The organism is Sphingomonas suaedae, from assembly GCF_007833215.1.
Lineage (GTDB): Bacteria > Pseudomonadota > Alphaproteobacteria > Sphingomonadales > Sphingomonadaceae > Sphingomonas > Sphingomonas suaedae.
This window is the reverse complement of sequence record NZ_CP042239.1, coordinates 2459103-2475020: the sequence shown is the minus strand read 5'-3', so window position 1 is coordinate 2475020 and position 15918 is coordinate 2459103. Positions and strand designations below refer to the sequence as shown.

Annotated in this window: 10 protein-coding genes; 3 read left to right on the top strand and 7 right to left on the bottom strand. The window is 66.8% G+C overall.

All coding sequences use genetic code 11. From position 1 onward, the window contains the following. Positions 1 to 90: 90 nt before the first annotated feature. Genes FPZ54_RS11785 through FPZ54_RS11770 form a run of 4 tightly spaced genes read right to left on the bottom strand, consistent with a single transcriptional unit; the run spans position 91 to position 7263 of the window. Positions 91 to 1239, bottom strand: coding sequence for an endo-1,4-beta-xylanase (locus tag FPZ54_RS11785; protein WP_145847451.1), 1149 nt, complete (start codon positions 1237 to 1239; stop codon positions 91 to 93). Positions 1240 to 1255: 16 nt separating this feature from the next. Next, complete coding sequence (gene manD, locus FPZ54_RS11780) at positions 1256 to 2467, bottom strand: D-mannonate dehydratase ManD (protein WP_145847450.1); 1212 nt, start codon at positions 2465 to 2467, stop codon at positions 1256 to 1258. Positions 2468 to 2473: 6 nt separating this feature from the next. Further along, positions 2474 to 4855, bottom strand: a complete 2382-nt coding sequence (locus FPZ54_RS11775; protein WP_145847448.1) for a glycoside hydrolase family 3 N-terminal domain-containing protein — start codon at positions 4853 to 4855, stop codon at positions 2474 to 2476. Beyond that, positions 4852 to 7263, bottom strand: a complete 2412-nt coding sequence (locus tag FPZ54_RS11770; RefSeq protein ID WP_145847446.1) for a glycoside hydrolase family 3 N-terminal domain-containing protein — start codon at positions 7261 to 7263, stop codon at positions 4852 to 4854. The genes FPZ54_RS11775 and FPZ54_RS11770 overlap by 4 nt, the downstream gene beginning before the upstream one ends. A gap of 124 nt (positions 7264 to 7387) precedes the next feature. On the opposite strand from FPZ54_RS11770, the gene FPZ54_RS11765 reads away from it, so the two are divergent. From FPZ54_RS11765 to FPZ54_RS11755, 3 genes are all read left to right on the top strand, one after another. Further along, a complete protein-coding gene (locus tag FPZ54_RS11765) occupies positions 7388 to 9397 on the top strand; it encodes an alpha-glucuronidase (protein ID WP_222428382.1) in 2010 nt (669 codons plus the stop codon). 73 nt (positions 9398 to 9470) lie between these two features. Then, the gene (locus FPZ54_RS11760) at positions 9471 to 10580 is read left to right on the top strand and encodes a LacI family DNA-binding transcriptional regulator (protein WP_239019555.1); all 1110 of its coding nucleotides are present in this window, start codon (positions 9471 to 9473) and stop codon (positions 10578 to 10580) included. Beyond that, positions 10573 to 12351, top strand: coding sequence for an IlvD/Edd family dehydratase (locus FPZ54_RS11755; RefSeq protein WP_145847442.1), 1779 nt, complete (start codon positions 10573 to 10575; stop codon positions 12349 to 12351). The genes FPZ54_RS11760 and FPZ54_RS11755 overlap by 8 nt, the downstream gene beginning before the upstream one ends. A gap of 41 nt (positions 12352 to 12392) precedes the next feature. Here the strand turns inward: FPZ54_RS11755 and FPZ54_RS11750 are convergent, their stop codons facing one another. From FPZ54_RS11750 to xylB, 3 genes are read right to left on the bottom strand one after another with little or no spacing between them, the layout of a single operon-like run. Next, on the bottom strand, positions 12393 to 14276 hold the full coding sequence (locus FPZ54_RS11750; protein WP_145847440.1) for a sialate O-acetylesterase: 1884 nt from the start codon (positions 14274 to 14276) through the stop codon (positions 12393 to 12395). An 11-nt stretch (positions 14277 to 14287) separates the two neighbouring features. Continuing rightward, positions 14288 to 15160 (bottom strand): SMP-30/gluconolactonase/LRE family protein, encoded by an 873-nt coding sequence (locus FPZ54_RS11745; protein WP_145849769.1) that lies wholly within the window; start codon positions 15158 to 15160, stop codon positions 14288 to 14290. Then, positions 15157 to 15915 (bottom strand): D-xylose 1-dehydrogenase, encoded by a 759-nt coding sequence (gene xylB / locus FPZ54_RS11740; RefSeq protein ID WP_145847439.1) that lies wholly within the window; start codon positions 15913 to 15915, stop codon positions 15157 to 15159. The genes FPZ54_RS11745 and xylB overlap by 4 nt, the downstream gene beginning before the upstream one ends. Positions 15916 to 15918 lie beyond the last annotated feature (3 nt).

The following is a 15918-nucleotide window of genomic DNA, read 5'->3' as shown; positions in this document are numbered from 1 at the left end:
TCGTCCGACGCGCGACGGGGCGAACGCGCGGGTCAACCGGCGTGCGGAAGGATGGCGATCAATGCGGAAGCCAGGCCTTGGCCCCCGTCGTTATGAGGCTGCCGGCGCGGCCGCTGCGAACAGCCGGATCAATTCGTCCCGCATCGGCTTGGGTCGAAACGCACTGTCGTAAGGACAGCAGCGCAGCGGCAGTCCGTCCTTGCGCGGCGAAAATCCCTGCAGCCAGCTATATTTGTCGACCATACCCCAGGCGAGCACGTCGCGCAGCTGGGGATAGGACAGCATCAGCTCCATATAGGCGCGCAGATAGGCGACGACCCCCGCATCACGCACCGCCGGATCGCCCGGCAGCGCATTGTCCTTCACGTCCAGCTCGGTAATCATCAGCTTGTAGCCCATGCCGACGGCCTCATCGATAAAGGCGCGCCATTCGCGCTCCTGCCGCGGGCCAAGACCGGTCCTGGGGTCGAGCGTGAACATCTCGATATGGCTCTGGATGCCAAGCGTATCGACCGGCACGCCGCGCTTGCGGAAGCCTTCGAGCAGCTTGAGCACGCCGGCGCGGTGTTTCTCGTTGCCCGGCTCCCAGCTCATATAGTCGTTATAGACCAGCTCGGCGTCGGGCGCCTGCGCGCGGGCGATGTGGAAGGCGAAGTCGAGCGCGGGTTCGACTCCGCCGAACGCCTTGGATAGCGAGGTTTCGACGAGGCCCGACGTCTCCGGATCGACCGCCTCGTTCACCACGTCCCAGCTGGTGATCGTTTCCTTGTACCGCCCCATCACGGTGCGGACATGCTCACCCAGCAGCTTCTCCGCCGCCGCTTTCGGCGAGGTGCCGAAATCGTGATTGTTGAGCCACGCCGGAAACCATTTCGGTCGATGCCAGAGCAGGGTGTGACCGCGCACGCCGATCCCCTTGCCGCGCGCCCATGTGACCATCGCGTCGAGCCGGTCGAACCGATATTCGGTCGCCGAGGGCCGGATCGACTGCCATTTCATCTCATTCTCGGGCACGATCAGCCCGCATTCGCGCGCAACGATTTCTGCATAGGCGGGGTTGTTGAACGACCCCGCATCCGCGCCTGGCGGCGCCCAGGCGACCGCACTGCCAAAACGGCGCCCGCTGGCCAGCGCCGCCGCCTGAATCGTCGCGGGCTTGTTCCGCGCGCGGGCAGGAAGCGCGGCGACGAGGGGCAGGGCGGCAAGCCCGGACAGGGTCTGGCGGCGGGTCGGGGTCATCGAGGGGCTCCTTGGCTTACCAGTCGTGCATCGTGCCGTCCTCGCGCCGGTTCACCGGCAGATAGGCACGTTTGTAGGGGAAGGTGGCGGCCAGGCTCTCGTCGAGCTCGACCCCCAGACCAGGAGCGTCGCCGGGATGCATCATCCCGTCGACGAAGCTGTAGCCGTGCGGGAACACCGCATCGGTCTCGTCAGTGTGGCGCATATATTCCTGCACCCCGAAATTGGGCACCGACAGGCCGAAGTGCAGCGCGGCGGCCATACACACCGGCGACAGGTCGGTCGCGCCGTGACAGCCGGTGCGGACATTGTGCAGATCGGCGAACGCAGCGATCCGGCGCAGATGGGTGATGCCGCCGGCGTGGACCACGGTCGCGCGGATATAGTCGATCAGCTGCTCCTCGATCAGCCCCTTGCAATCCCAGATCGAATTGAACACCTCCCCCACCGCGAGCGGCGTCGTGCTGTGCTGGCGGATCAGTCGGAAATTCGCCTGATTTTCGGCCGGGGTCGAATCCTCGATCCAGAACGGGCGATAGGGCTCGAGATCCTTGCCCAGCCGCGCCGCCTCGATCGGGGTCAGCCGGTGGTGGACGTCGTGCAGCAGGTGCACATCCCAGCCGAGCGCTTCGCGCGCCGCAGCGAAGAGCGGCGGGACCGAGCGGAGGTATTTCTCGCTCGACCAGACATTCTCGGTCGGCAGATCGGCATCAGCGGGTTCGTAGAAATAGCGGTCCTTGCTCACGCCATAGGTCGAGGCGAGCCCCGGTACGCCCGATTGCAGCCGGATCGCCTTGTACCCCTGCCGCTGGTACTCGAGCGCGGCCTCGATCGTATCCTCGATCGTCGCGCCATTGGCATGGCCATAGACCATACACCCTTCGCGCATCGCCCCGCCCAGCAGCTGGTAGAGCGGCAGCCCGGCGATCTTGCCCTTGATGTCCCACAGCGCGGTGTCGACGGCGGCGATCGCGCTCATCGTCACCGGCCCGCGCCGCCAATAGGCGCCCTTATAGAGATACTGCCAGATATCCTCGATCCGCTGCGCGTCGCGGCCGATCAGGCACGGGATCACATGGTCTGTGAGATAGCTCGCGACCGCCAGCTCGCGCCCGTTGAGCGTCGCATCACCCAGCCCGGTGCTGCCGTCGTCGCAATCAATCTTCAACGTGACGAAATTGCGCCCGGGGCAGGTGACGATGACGCGTGCGGAAACGATCCTGGGCATGGAACCTCAGATGATGGTGAGCAGGGTGGACTTGAGCGATACAGAATTGTTGCCGACGCGGATATCAACGTCGCCGGGCTCGACCGTCTCGCGCATTTCCGCATCCCATAGCGCGAAAGTTTCGGCGGGAAGGGTGAAGCGAACGGCGCGCGTCTCGCCCGGCTGGAGTGACACCCGCTCGAATCCCTTGAGCTGCAGCACCGGCTGCGTCACCGATGCAGTGCGGCGGCTGATATAGAGCTGCACCACTTCGTCGCCCACGCGCTCGCCCGTGTTGCGCACCGCGACCTCGACCGTGACGCTGCCATCACGTGCCATCGTCGGCGAAGACAGCGCCGGCGTCCCGATGTCGAAGCTGGTGTAGCTCAGGCCGTGGCCGAACGCGAACAGGGGCGACTTGTCGGCGAAGAGATAGCCCCGCCGAGCCGAAGGCTTGTGATTGTAGAAATAGGGCACCTGTCCTGAATCGCGGATCACCGTGACCGGCAGCTTGGCGCCGGGATTGACTCGACCGAACAGCGCCTCGGCCATTGCGGCGCCACCCTCTTGCCCGGGATACCAGCATTCGAGCACGGCGTTGGCCTTGCCGACCACTGCGGGCCAGCTTGGCGGGCGGCCGTTGATCGCGGCGATCACCAGCGGCTTGCCCAGCGCGGCCATCGCCGCGACCAGTTCATTCTGCTCGCCGACGAGATCGACGCCGGTGCGATCGCCGAGATGGGTCTTGGCGAAACCCTCGCGGCTGGTCTGTTCGGTATCGCCGATCGCCAGCACGATCGCGTCCGCGCCCTTCGCGATCTCGACCGCCTGCGCGATCAGCTCGCGGTTCTTCACGGGATCGGCGAGCAGGATCTCGTCCGCCGACCGGTCTTCGCTCTGCGTGATGAACACGCCCTGCGCGGTGAGCAGTTCGACGCGGTCGCCGACCAGCGTGCGCAGCCCCTCGATCAGGCTGACGGTCTGTTTCGGCACGCTCGAATAGCCGCCCAGCCGCGCGATCGCGTGGTTGGGGCCGATCACGGCGAGCTTGCGGACCTTGTCTTCCGCGAACGGCAGCGTCCCGTCATTGGTGAGCAGGCACAGCGACTTGCGCGCCGCCTCGAGCGCCAGCGCGCGGGCTTGCGGGTTGCCGGTGATGCGCTCGGCGAGCGTCGCGTCGCCATAGGGATTTTCGAACAGCCCGGCGCGGAACTTGAGGGCGAGCATCCGCGCCACCGCGCGGTCGATCGCCGCGACCGCGACCTTGCCTGCCTTCACCTGATCGACCAGCGTGCGATAGGCCGCGCCGTCGGGCAGCTCGCTGTCGACGCCGGCCGCCAGCGCGAGTCGCGCCGTCTGTTCGAGATCGGCGGCGATATGGTGGATCGTTTCCAGCTCGTTGACCGCGCCATAATCGCTCGAGATCAGCCCGTCGAAGCCCCACTCGCCGCGCAGGATGTCGCCGAGCAGCCAGGTGTTGGCATGGCTCGGCACGCCGTCGATCTCGTTATAGCTCGGCATCACCGCGGCGATCGACGTGCGCTTCACGATCTCGCGGAACGGCGGGAAGAAATATTCGCGCAGCTCGCGCTCGGACAGTTGCGCCGGGCCGACATTGACGCCGCTCTCGGGCTGGCCGTGGCCGGTCATGTGCTTGAGCGTCGCATAGACCTTGCCGGGGGCGAGGCGATCGAACTTGCCCGGCCCTTGCAGCCCCTCGACCGCCGCAACGCCCATCTCCGCGACGAGATAGGGGCATTCGCCGAACGTCTCCTCGATCCGTCCCCAGCGCGGGTCGCGCACGATATCGACCACGGGGGAGAGGACGTAGGGGACGCCGCGCGCGCGTGTCTCGCGCGCGATCACCGATTGCACGCGGCGCATCAGGTCGCGGTCGAACGTGCCGGCGAGGGCGATCGCCTGTGGGAACATCGTCGCGTCGGTCGCCATATAGCCGTGCAGCGATTCCTCGTGGAACAGGACCGGAATGCCGAGCCGGGTATCGTTGAGCGCCCAGCGCTGCATCGCGTTGACGAACTCGACCGTCTGGCGCGGGGTGCGCCAGCGCGCGGCGGTGCCGCCCGAAGCACCGGTGATCCCCGGCACGCCGCGCTTGTCCGACGGGCGGGTGACATGGCCGATGCCATGCGGATAGGCGGCGCTCGCCTTGGCGGGGTTGAAGGCGAGCTCGTCGATCACCTCCGCCTTGCGCGCCCAGATGGCGATCATCTGGCCGACCTTCTCCTCCAGCGTCATCCGTCCCAGCAGATCGGCGACGCGCGCCGGGATCGGGGCGCGCGCATCCTTGTAGAGCGGGGCTGCGAGGGCATGGGCAGCGGGGGCGAAGGCGATGGCGACGGTCGCGGCGGAAGCCTGTCCCAGCAGGCGCAGAGCGGCGCGGCGATTCATGGGGCCACCGTGAGCGTCACGGTCTGGAGGTTTGCGGAATCGGCACCGGTCATGATGTCGAACTCCCCGGGTTCGATCACCCGTTTCATATCGATATTCCAGATGCGGAAGGCATCGGCGCCGAGTGTGAGCTTCACCGTGCGCGTCTCGCCGGGCTTCAGCGTGATACGGCGGAATGCCTTCAATTCCTTCACCGGCCGGGTGACCGATGCGATCTTGTCGCGCAGATAGAGCTGCACCACTTCATCGCCCTCACGTGCTCCGCTATTGGTCACATCGACCAGCACATCGACGCTGTCCCCCGCCTTGATCGACGACGCGGAAAGGCGCGGCGGCGACAGAGTAAAGCGGGTGTAGCTCAGCCCAAAGGCGAACGGGTAGAGCGGCGCGGTGGTGTCGAACAGATAGCCGCGCTGTGCGCTCGGCTTGACGTTGTAGGTCATCGGTAGCTGGCCGACATGCCGCGCAACCGTCACCGGCAGCTTGCCGCCCGGATTGACCCGCCCGAACAGCGCGTCGGCAATCGCATGGCCCTGCTGCTCGCCGGCATACCAGGTTTCTAGGATCGCATCGGCCTGCTCGGCGATCCTGGGATAGGAGGGGGGGCGGCCGTTGACGAGGACGACGACCAGCTTCTTGCCCAGCGCCTTCATGGCATCGAACAGTTCGATCTGCTCGCCGACCAGATCGAGGCTGGCGCGGTCGCCGAGATGCGCGTCGGCCCAGGCTTCGCGGCTGGTCTGTTCGGTGTCGCCGATGAACAACAGGATGGTGTCCGCGGCGCGTGCCGTCTCGACCGCCTGGGCGATGCGCTCGCGATTCTCGGCCGGGTCGGCGCGCTTGACCTCGTCGGCCCACCAATCGTCATCCTCGGTGATCTTCACGCCCTGCGCATGGACGATCTTCGCCTTGTCGCCGACCAGCGCGCGGATCCCCTGAAGCGGCGTGATCTTCTCGGGCGGAATGCCGTAATAGCCGCCCAGCCGCGCGACATCCGCATTGGGACCGATCACCGCGATCGTCTGCTGGCTGTCGAGCGCAAGCGGCAGTGCGCCGCCTTCATTCTTGAGCAGCACGAGCGACTTCTCCGCCGCCTTGCGCGCCAGCGCCACCGCCGCAGCATCATGGTTGATCCGGGTATCCTCGACCCGTGCATAGGGATTTTCGAACAGCCCGGCGCGGAACTTGATGCTCAGCATCCGCGCAGTCGCGGTGTCGATCGCCCCTTGGCTCACCTCGCCCTTGCGCACCGCGTCGATCAGGGTCGAATAGGCGGTGGCATTGGGCAGTTCGCTGTCGACGCCCGCGGCAAGCGCCAGCTGGGCGGCGGCGGCATTCGACGGCGCGATCCTGTGGATACTGACCATCTGCTCGATGGCATAATAGTCGCTCACCACCGCGCCGGGAAACTTCCATTCGCCGCGCAGTACGTCGCCCAGCAGCCATTGGTTCGCATGGCTCGGCACGCCGTCGATCTCGTTATAGCTCGCCATCAGCGCCTCGACCCCGGTGCGGGTGACGACCGCCTCGAACGGGGGAAAGAAAATCTCGCGCAGCGTGCGTTCGGCGATCGGCGCGGGGCCGATATTGGTGCCGCTTTCGGGCTGGCCATGGCCGGTCATGTGTTTGAGCGTCGCAAATACCTTGCCCGGTGCCAGCGTGCGGGCACGGTTCGGGCCCTGTAGCCCCTCCACCGCGGCGACGCCCATTTCGGAAACGAGGTGCGGGTCCTCGCCGAACGTCTCTTCGATCCGCCCCCAGCGCGGGTCGCGCGCGACATCGACCACCGGCGAAAGGACGAGATGCACGCCCCGCGTGCGCACTTCGCGCGCGACCATCGCGTTGATCTCGCGGACCAGATCGGGGTCCCAGGTCGAGGCAAGCCCGATCGCCTGGGGGAAACTCGTCGCATCCTGCGCGGCCAGCCCGTGCAGCGCCTCTTCATGGAACAGCACTGGGATGCCGAGCCGCGTGCCCTCGACCGCCCATTTCTGCACCGCATTCACATAATCGATGCTCTCGGCGATGCTGCGCGGTGGCGCGACGCGGGGCGAGACTGGCCCCTGGCGATCCGACGGGCGGGCGAGCTGGCCGATGCCGTGCGGATGTTTCGCCTTCGCCTTCGCCGAATCGAACCGGTCCTGCGCATCCTGGATCTCGACCTTGGTGTCCCAGACCGATGTGATCTGGGCGATCTTTTCCTCCAGCGTCATCCGCGCCAGCAGGTCGGCGACGCGCTGTTCCAGCGGCAGCGCCGCGTTGCGATACGGCGCGTCGGCGGGGGGGCGGGCGGTAGGGTCCGCTTGCGAAGCTGAGAGCCGCGACCCCGCAACGGCATGACCCGCAATCGCATGAGATGTGACGGATACGCTCGCCAGCAACAGGGCGACCCAGGCCTTTCGCATCATTTCATCCCCTCGGGTCGTCAAAACGACACTTTATTGTTAGCGCTAACATGATATGACGGGACGGAGCTTGTCAACCCGCGACCGGCCAGCAATGGGTTTCGCGCGCGGCGAAAGGGTGAGGATGATGATCGCGCGACTTTGCGCCCTGTCGTTGATTGCAACGTCGCTTTTCTGCGCAGCTGCTGCCCATGCGGAGGACGGCTATCGCCTGTGGTTGCGCAATGCGCCGCTCGCCGATGCTGCGCAGCATAAGTCCGCAACCGTCACGCTGATCGGCAGCGATTCACCGACTGCCCGACTGGCGCGCGACGAATTGCAGCGCGGCCTTGCCGAGCTGCGCCTTGCTTCCACCGCCGCAATCACCCTGCGCAAACTGGCGACCCCAGCGCAGCGTGAAGGCGCATTCCGGGTCAATGGCGCAAAGATCAGCTCGGCCAGCGATATCGGGCTGCTCTACGGTGCCTTTGCGCTGCTGCGCGAACTTGGGCAGGGCAAGCCGCTGGCGTCCATCAAACTCGACGAAGCGCCTGCCTACACGCTGCGGATGCTCAACCATTGGGACGATCCCGACGGGCATGTCGAACGCGGCTATGCCGGTCGCTCGATCTTCGACTGGTGGCATCTGCCCGATCGGGTCGATGTGCGGATGACCGATTATGCGCGCGCCAATGCGTCGGTCGGGATCAACGGCGTCGTCATCAACAATGTCAACGCGCGCGCGATGATGCTGGAGCCGCGCTACATCGCCAAGGCAAAGGCGCTGGCGGATAGGTTCCGGCCTTGGGGCATCCGAGTCTATGTGTCGGCCCGCTTCTCCGCGCCGCGCGACATTGGCGGGCTCACCACCGCCGACCCGCTCGACCCGGCGGTGCGCGCCTGGTGGAAGGCGAAGACAGACGAACTCTACGCCGCGATTCCCGATTTCGGCGGCTTTCTGGTCAAGGCGAACTCCGAGGGCCAGCCCGGCCCGCAGGATTATGGCCGCAGCCATGCCGATGGCGCGAACATGCTGGCCGCTGCGATCGGCGCGCGCGGCGTGGTGATCTGGCGCGCCTTCGTCTATGCCGCCGAGAACAAGGAAGACCGCGCGAAACAGGCGTTCACCGAATTCCAGCCGCTCGACGGAAAATTCGCATCCAATGTGATCGTACAGGTCAAGAACGGACCCATCGACTTCCAGCCGCGCGAGCCCTTTCACCCGCTGTTCGGCGCGATGCCGAAGACGCAGCTGGCGATCGAGTTCCAGATCACCAAGGAATATCTCGGCTTTGCCTCCCACCTCGCCTTTCTCGCCCCGCTGTTCGAGGAGGTGCTCGACGCCGATACCGGGCGCGGCGGCACGGTGGCGGAGAAGGTGAGCGCGATCGCCGGAGTCGCCAACACCGGCAGCGACCGCAACTGGACCGGATCGGATTTCGACCAGGCGAACTGGTACGCCTTCGGTCGCCTCGCCTGGAACCCCCGCTTGCCCAGCGATCAAATCGCGCGCGAATGGGCGGCGCTGACCTTCAGCCGCGATCCTGCGTTTCTCCGCGCGGTGGTGCCGATGATGCTCGGCAGCCGTGAGGCGGTGGTCGATTACATGACCCCGCTGGGCCTCGCGCATGTCATGGGGACCGGCCATCATTACGGCCCGGCGCCCTGGGTCGCCGACCTCGACCGACCCGAATGGAACCCGGTCTATTACCACCGCGCGGACCGGGACGGCATCGGCTTCGACCGCACCGGCACCGGCAGCGACGCGCTCGCCCAATATGCGCCTGACGTCGCGAAGCGGCTGCTCGCGGATGAGGAATTGCTCTTGTGGTTCCGCCATGTCCCGTGGGACTATCGCATGTCGAGCGGACGAACCTTGTGGGAGGAGCTTCCGCGCCGCTACGATCGCGGCGTCGCGACGGTCGATCGCATGGGCGTGACCTGGGCCGAACAGGCGCCGCACATCGATGCACAGCGCCACCGCGCCGTGGCGGATTTCCTGAAAATTCAAGCGCATGAGGCACGATGGTGGCGCGACGCCAGCCTCGCCTATTGGTCCGCGATATCCGGCCGCGCGCTGCCCCCCGGCCATGCCGCGCCGACGCATCCGCTCAACTGGTATCAGGCGCAACGTTTTCCCGAGGCGCCGGGCCAATGAGGGGGCCGAAGTTCGAGATGAGTAGCGCTAACATCGCACGCTTGCCGCTGCAGGCAAACGGGGCGTATGTGCGATGACCATGCCTCCTGCCTCATCCGCCAAACCCCGTTCGTCCCGCCGCCGTGGCGGCGCTCCCACCATCGCCGATGTCGCGGCCGAGGCGCGCTGTTCGCCCATGACGGTCAGCCGGGTGATCAACGGCGAAGGCAATGTGCGCGAGACGACCCGGGAGCAGGTGCTGGCGGCGATCGCCAAGCTCAACTTCGCGCCCAACCGCGCGGCGCGCAGCCTGGCCGGCGGCGAACAGCTGCGCATCGCGCTGATGTTCGACAACCCCTCCGCGTCCTATCTCAGCGAATTCCTGATGGGCGCGCTGGAGGAGGCGAGCCGCGCTGACGTCCATCTGGTCGTCCAGAATTGTGAAAATGTCGCGGAAGCCAAGTCGCTCGTCCATCACCTGATCGATGGCGGGATCAAGGGGTTCATCCTTCCGCCGCCCTTGTGCGACGATCAGAGCGTGCTCGATCTCGTCACCAATGCCGGGGCGGTGGCGATTGCGGTGGGACCGGGCAAGGCGAGCGGATCGCACGCTGCGGTGCTGATCGACGATTTCCAGGCCGCGTACGACATGACGCGCCACATCATCGACCTTGGCCACAAGCGTATCGGCTTCATCATCGGCAACCCCGAACAGGTGTCGAGCGGGCGCCGCCTCAACGGCTATAAGGCCGCGCTGGAGGCCGCCGGAATACCGATCCGCGAGGAGCTGATCGCGCAGGGGCGCTTCACCTATCGTTCCGGGATGCAGGCGTCGGAGCAACTGATCTCGGTCGATCCGCGCCCGACCGCGATCTTCGCGTCGAACGACGACATGGCCGCCGCGACGGTGGCGGTCGCGCACCGGCTGCATCTGGATGTCCCCAATGACATCACCGTCTGCGGCTTTGACGATACCGCGATGGCAAGCACGATCTGGCCCGAACTCACCACCATTCGCCAGCCGATCCGCGCGATGACCGCCTGGGCGGTGTCGGCCACGGTGCGCATCCTCAAGGCCAAGCGCACCGGCGAACGGCTCGAGGTCGAGCAGAAAACCCTGCCCTATACGCTGGTCCGTCGCGATTCCGATTCGGCGCCGACGCTGGTCAGCCGCGTTGCGCGCAATCGGAGCCCTGATGACTGACGGTAACTGCGTGCGCCTGCGCTCACGCGACTGGTTCGACAATCCCGAACGCTGGGACATGACCGCGCTCTATCTGGAGCGGTTCATGAATTATGGGGTAACGCCCGAGGAGCTTCAGTCCGGCAAGCCGATCATCGGCATCGCCCAATCGGGCAGCGACCTGTCCCCGTGCAACCGCATCCATCTCGACCTCGCGAAGCGGGTGCGCGACGGGATCCGCGACGCGGGCGGCATCCCGATCGAATTCCCGGTCCATCCGATTTTCGAGAATTGCCGCCGTCCGACCGCCGCGCTCGACCGCAACCTCGCCTATCTCGGTCTGGTCGAACTGCTCAACGGCTATCCGATCGACGGCGTGGTGCTCACGACCGGCTGCGACAAGACCACGCCCAGTCAGGTAATGGCGGCGACCACGGTCGACATCCCCGCCATCGTCCTCTCCGGAGGGCCGATGCTCGATGGCTGGCATGAGGGCGAGCTGGTCGGGTCCGGGACCGTCATCTGGCGCAGCCGCCGCGCGCTGGCGGCGGGCGAGATCGACGAGGCGGAATTCCTGCGCCGCGCGACGAGCAGCGCGCCGTCGGCCGGACATTGCAATTCGATGGGCACCGCCTCGACGATGAACGCGGTGGCGGAGGCTTTGGGCCTGTCTTTAACCGGCTGCGCGGCGATCCCCGCGCCCTATCGCGAACGCGGCCAGATCGCCTATCGCACCGGGCAGCGGATCGTGGACATGGTGCGCGAGGATCTGCGCCCGTCGCGGATCCTGACGCGCGAGGCTTTTCTCAATGCGATCGCAACCGTCACCGTCTGCGGCGGATCGTCCAACGCCCAGCCGCATATCGTCGCGATGGCGCGCCATGCCGGGATCGAGCTGGAGCCGGAGGTCTGGTACGATCACGGCTACCATTTGCCGCTGCTGGTCAACATGCAGCCGGCGGGCAAATATCTCGGCGAGCGCTTCCACCGCGCGGGCGGGGTGCCCGCAGCCATGTGGGAATTGCTGGAGGCGGGGAAGCTCCACGGCGGCTGCCTGACGGTCACAGGGCGCAGCATCGCCGACAATCTGGCGGGAGCGGAGAGCAACGACCGTGAGGTGATCCGGCCCTTTGCCGAGCCGCTTCAGGAGAATGCGGGGTTCCTCGTGCTGCGCGGCAATCTGTTCGATTTCGCAATCATGAAGACATCGGTGATCTCGCCCGAATTCCGCCGCCGCTATCTCTCGCGGCCCGGCGCGGAGAATATCTTCGAGGCGCGCGCGATCGTGTTCGACGGATCGGACGATTACCATCACCGCATCAACGATCCCGCGCTGAACATCGACGCCGACTGCATCCTGGTGATGCGCTCGTCCGGCGTGCTCGGCTGGCCCGGATCTGCGGAGGTGGTCAATATGCAGCCGCCCGACGCATTGATCCGTACGGGCGTGAACTGGCTTCCGACATTGGGCGACGGGCGCCAGTCGGGGACATCGGACAGCCCATCGATCCTCAACGCCTCGCCCGAAAGCGCGGCGGGCGGCGGGCTCGCCTGGCTGCGCACGGGCGACACGATCCGCATCGACTTGAACACGCGCCGCTGCGACATGCTGGTCGACGCTGGCGAGATCGAGCGGCGCCAGGGCGACGGGGTGCCGCAGGTTCCGGCGAGCAACACGCCGTGGGAACAGCTGGCGCGCGAAAAGACCGGGCAGCTGAGCGAGGGCGCGGTGCTCGAATTCGCGCTGGACTATCGCCAGACGTCGAAGACGCTGCCGCGGCATAATCATTGACGTCTGCTCTATCCTCCCCCTGGCGGGGGAGGATTGTTTCGCTACTCCACCGCCAGTTCGAACGAGGTCGGCGTCATGTTCGCCGCGTCGTACAGATTCACCACCGGCGTGTCGGCCCAGCCATAGCGTATCCGCGTCACCGGCTGCCCGTCGCCCAGCACCCGAACGGTCGTGCCTTCGGCGGTGGCGCGCGCGAAGCGACAGCTCTGCGCGCACAGTTCGAACCCGATCGGGGCGCCACTCCACCCCGCCAGCGCGCCCTCCACGCCGTTGAACGATACGACCACATCGCTACCGTCACGCCGCGCCGACACCGCCTGCGGCCCCGGCTTTCCCAACGCCGCGCGGGCAAGCCGCTTGCCGAGTTCGTTCTTGTCCCCCGGATGGATATCGGTGCGCGATCCAAGGTCGATGGCCGACACCAGCGCCGTTCCCGGGGTGGCCGCAACAGCGCGGCGCTGCTCGTCGCGCAACTTCGCCCAGCCGCTCTCGACCGGCATGGGGGCGGGGGCACCATAGCCTGCCAGCCCGACGACCAGCACCTGCAGCGCCGGATCGGAAAACTGGCGGCGATAGCCGTCGATCAGGCCGCGAAGCCGGACATCATAGCCGGTCTGGCCGGAATCGCTTTCGCCCTGATACCAGGCGACGCCCCTCAGCCCGATTCCGCCCAGCGGCGCGACCATCGCATTGCCGATCAGGCCAAGGCCTGCGATCGTATCCCATGGCGGACGGGGCGGCGCGCCCTTTGCGGCCGAAATCCAGTAGTGCCACTGGTCGCCCAGCGGGATGCTCGACCCGTCGGATAGCGTGAGCTTCAGCCGCTCGGCCGGGCCCATGAAGCCGCCGGTGCCATAGCTGTTCCACACCGCGACGACGACCTCGTTCGCCCCGGCCTTCCAGTAGCTTCCCGGAACGATGTAATCGCGCGGGTTGGACCAGCCGAAGCTGTTGCCCACCGGCTTGCCGTTGACGAACGCCTGATCGCCATCGTCGATAATACCCAGCGACAGCGTCGCGCCGCCGCGCGCCTGTTCGGGCGTCAGCGTAACGCTGCGGCGGAACCACACCCAGCCGGTAAAGCCTTGAAGCGGAGCCTCGCCAAGGCTGTCCCATGGTCCCACGCCGGGGACTGGCGACCATTTGACCGCATCGGGCGTACGCCAGGGTTCGACGCTGCCCTGTGTCCGCCACCAGTCGATCCAGCGCGGCGCAAATGCAGTGTTCGCGGCAAGTGGGTCGCGGTCATAGGTTTCGAGCAGCACAGCATCTTCCGGGCCGTAGATGCGGCGTGTCGCAACCGGATCGAGCCAGGCGCGGATCGCGGTGCCGCCCCAGCTTGCATCGATCAGCCCCACCGCGACATCGGGCGCAGCCTTGCGCAAGGCGCGCGCCATATACCAGCAGGCGGCGGAAAATTCGGGCGCGGTCTCGCGCGTCGAGGCCTGCCACGCGGCGGGTTCGCCGAACTTGCGCAGCGGCCGGGTCGATGTTGCCTTTGGCACGGTCAACAGCCGCAGCATCGGATCGGCGGCGCTGTTCATCTGATTGTCGAAATCGAGCGCGCGGCGGACCGGAAATTCCATGTTCGACTGGCCCGAACACAGCCAGACATCGCCGACCATCACGCCATTTGCCTCGACTGCTTCGCCGCCGGTCGCGGCGCGCAGGCGATAGGGGCCGCCTGCCTTCATCGCTGGAAGGATGGCGCGCCATTGACCGCTCTCGTCGGCCTTTGCCTGGGCGATCGTGTCGCTCAGCGTGACGGTCAGGGACGTGCCGGGAGCGGCCTCGCCCTCGATCACGATCGGCTTGTCGCGCTGGAGCACGCCCTGATCGCCGATGGCGGGGGCGAACGCGATCTGCGCGGCGGCGGGCAGGGGGACGAAGGCCGCGGCGGCGAGCAGCGCAGCCACGCCCCTCATGCCCAAGCCCCTCACGCGACGTGCGCCGGGGCGAGCGCGTGGCCGGGCGTATCGGCCTCGAACGCGAACAAATCGCCCGCATGGGGCTGTGCCGCGCGCTGTTCGGCGCTCAGCCCCTTGGCGGCTGTGGTGGCATACAGCGTCTTCAGTCCCTCGCCGCCGAACGCCAGCTTGGTGACATTGGCGACGGGCAGCCGAACGAACTCGATCTCGCGACCGGCGGGGTCGAAGCGTCGCGCGCCATGCCCGGCAAAGAACCCGACCCAGACATTTCCCTCCGCATCGGTGATCGATCCGTCCGGATAGCCTTCGTCGCCGGTAAAGGTCAGATAGGGGCGCGCGTCGCCCAGCGATCCATCCTCATGCAGCGCGGCCTGCCAGATGCGGCGACCGACCGTGTCGGTGAAATAGATGCGATCGCCGCCGGGTGACACTGCCGGGCCGTTGGTGATGCTCACCGGCCCCGGCCCGACCCGGTCGATCTGCCCGGCATCCAGGCGATAGAACCAGCCCGTCGCACCCGCTTCCGAATTGTCCATCGACCCGAACCAGACGCGTCCCTGCGCGTCAGTGCACGCGTCGTTGAGCCGGTTGCCGGGAAGGTCGGGCTCGACCGCGCGCCAGAAGGTGAAGGCGCGGGTGCCGGTATCGAACCAGTGCAGCCCGGTCTGGAGCCCGCACAACAGGCGACCATTGTCGGCGGGGAGTGCCCAGCCGATTTCGCCGGGCGCATCGGTGCTGGCGAGCGCGCCGGTCTCAGGATCGAACCGGTGGAGTTTCTTCCCCTTGATATCGACGAACCACAGGCAGCTGCGCTCCGCGTCCCAGACCGGGCCTTCGCCCAACGTCGCGCCGAGGCGCGCGGCTACCGGTATGTCCTTCATCGCCATCCGGCATCCACCCAATAATTGTGCGCGGTGCACATGCGCGCGTCGTCGGAGGCGAGGAACGTCGCCATCGCGGCGATGTCGGCGGGCTGAATGCGGCCTTTCAGGGCCTGGGCCGCGACGATCTCCGCTTCGCCTTCGGGCGTGTACCAGCGCTCCTGACGGGGCGTCTGGACGTTGCCGGGGACGATGGTGCAGACGCGGATACCGTCGCCGCCCAGGTCGCGCGCGAGGCTGCGCGTCATCCCCTCGATCGCCGCCTTGGCGGTCTGGTACAGGATCAGGTCGGGCAGGCCGAGATGCCAGCTGATCGATCCGAAGTTGATGATGACGCCGCCGCCTGCTTCCTTCATGCCCGGGATCACCGCCTGGGCGGTGAAGAACAGATGGCGCAGATTGACCGCCATCCGCTCATCCCAATAGGTCGGGGTCACATCGCCGATCGCGTGCCGGTCGTCGCTCGCGGCATTGTTGAGCAGGATATCGACCGATCCCTGTTCGGCGATCAGTCCACCGATGCAGGCCTGGAGCGCGGCGATGTCGGTGAGGTCGCACGTGGCAAAGCGCGGAGAATGCGATGCTCCCGGTGTCAACCGCGTGGCGAGTGCCTCGCCCGCCTCGCGCTGGACATCGACGAAGCTGACCCGGCTGCCCTGTGCAACGAATGCCTCGACCAGCCCCTCGCCGATCCCCGAAGCGCCGCCGGTGATCAGGACGTGGCGGTCGCGAAGGCTGGGATAGATGGCGCGCATCGC

Coding starts and splice junctions, on each gene's coding strand:
- FPZ54_RS11750 (WP_145847440.1), bottom strand. CDS start 14,276: ATGAGGGGCGTGGCTGCGCTGCTCGCCGCCGCGGCCTTCGTCCCCCTG.
- FPZ54_RS11760 (WP_239019555.1), top strand. CDS start 9,471: ATGACCATGCCTCCTGCCTCATCCGCCAAACCCCGTTCGTCCCGCCGC.
- manD (WP_145847450.1), bottom strand. CDS start 2,467: ATGCCCAGGATCGTTTCCGCACGCGTCATCGTCACCTGCCCCGGGCGC.
- FPZ54_RS11765 (WP_222428382.1), top strand. CDS start 7,388: ATGATCGCGCGACTTTGCGCCCTGTCGTTGATTGCAACGTCGCTTTTC.
- FPZ54_RS11745 (WP_145849769.1), bottom strand. CDS start 15,160: ATGAAGGACATACCGGTAGCCGCGCGCCTCGGCGCGACGTTGGGCGAA.
- FPZ54_RS11755 (WP_145847442.1), top strand. CDS start 10,573: ATGACTGACGGTAACTGCGTGCGCCTGCGCTCACGCGACTGGTTCGAC.
- xylB (WP_145847439.1), bottom strand. CDS start 15,915: ATGCGCGCCATCTATCCCAGCCTTCGCGACCGCCACGTCCTGATCACC.
- FPZ54_RS11770 (WP_145847446.1), bottom strand. CDS start 7,263: ATGATGCGAAAGGCCTGGGTCGCCCTGTTGCTGGCGAGCGTATCCGTC.
- FPZ54_RS11785 (WP_145847451.1), bottom strand. CDS start 1,239: ATGACCCCGACCCGCCGCCAGACCCTGTCCGGGCTTGCCGCCCTGCCC.
- FPZ54_RS11775 (WP_145847448.1), bottom strand. CDS start 4,855: ATGAATCGCCGCGCCGCTCTGCGCCTGCTGGGACAGGCTTCCGCCGCG.